The organism is Aeromonas sp. LsrichE-8G, assembly GCF_022869435.1.
Classification (GTDB): domain Bacteria; phylum Pseudomonadota; class Gammaproteobacteria; order Enterobacterales; family Aeromonadaceae; genus Aeromonas; species Aeromonas caviae.
Map to the genome: position 1 here is coordinate 1 of NZ_JALIHH010000282.1, position 317 is coordinate 317.

Consider the following 317-nt stretch of genomic DNA (forward strand, 5'->3'; position numbering starts at 1 on the left):
TTGGCCTGTTTCAAAGCGGTCAAGGAGGCCAATTGTGAGCACCTGGGTGTTGTCACCGGGGGCAACCTTGATTTGCTGGATCATCCGGCATTCAACTGGGTAAACACGATGATAGGGAATGTGAAGAACTCGCTGCGGGGCAGTTGTCATAAGCTCGGAGCGAAGCATTTACCAAGGCATCTTGCTGAATACTGCTTCCGGTTTAATCATCGTTTTGACCTCAAGAGTATGTTTGTTGAATTGGGGCATGCAGTCGTGGCAAGCCCTCCGATGCCATATCGGCTCTTGAAGCTGGCTGAGGGTCATGGGTAATCAGG

At 51.1% G+C, this 317-nt stretch carries 1 protein-coding gene; it reads left to right on the forward strand.

Annotated elements, in window-relative coordinates; all coding sequences use genetic code 11:
* A partial coding sequence (locus MUW49_RS21260) for a transposase (protein ID WP_244813201.1) occupies positions 1–312 on the forward strand: 312 nt, incomplete at its 5' end.
* Positions 313–317: the final 5 nt, after the last annotated feature.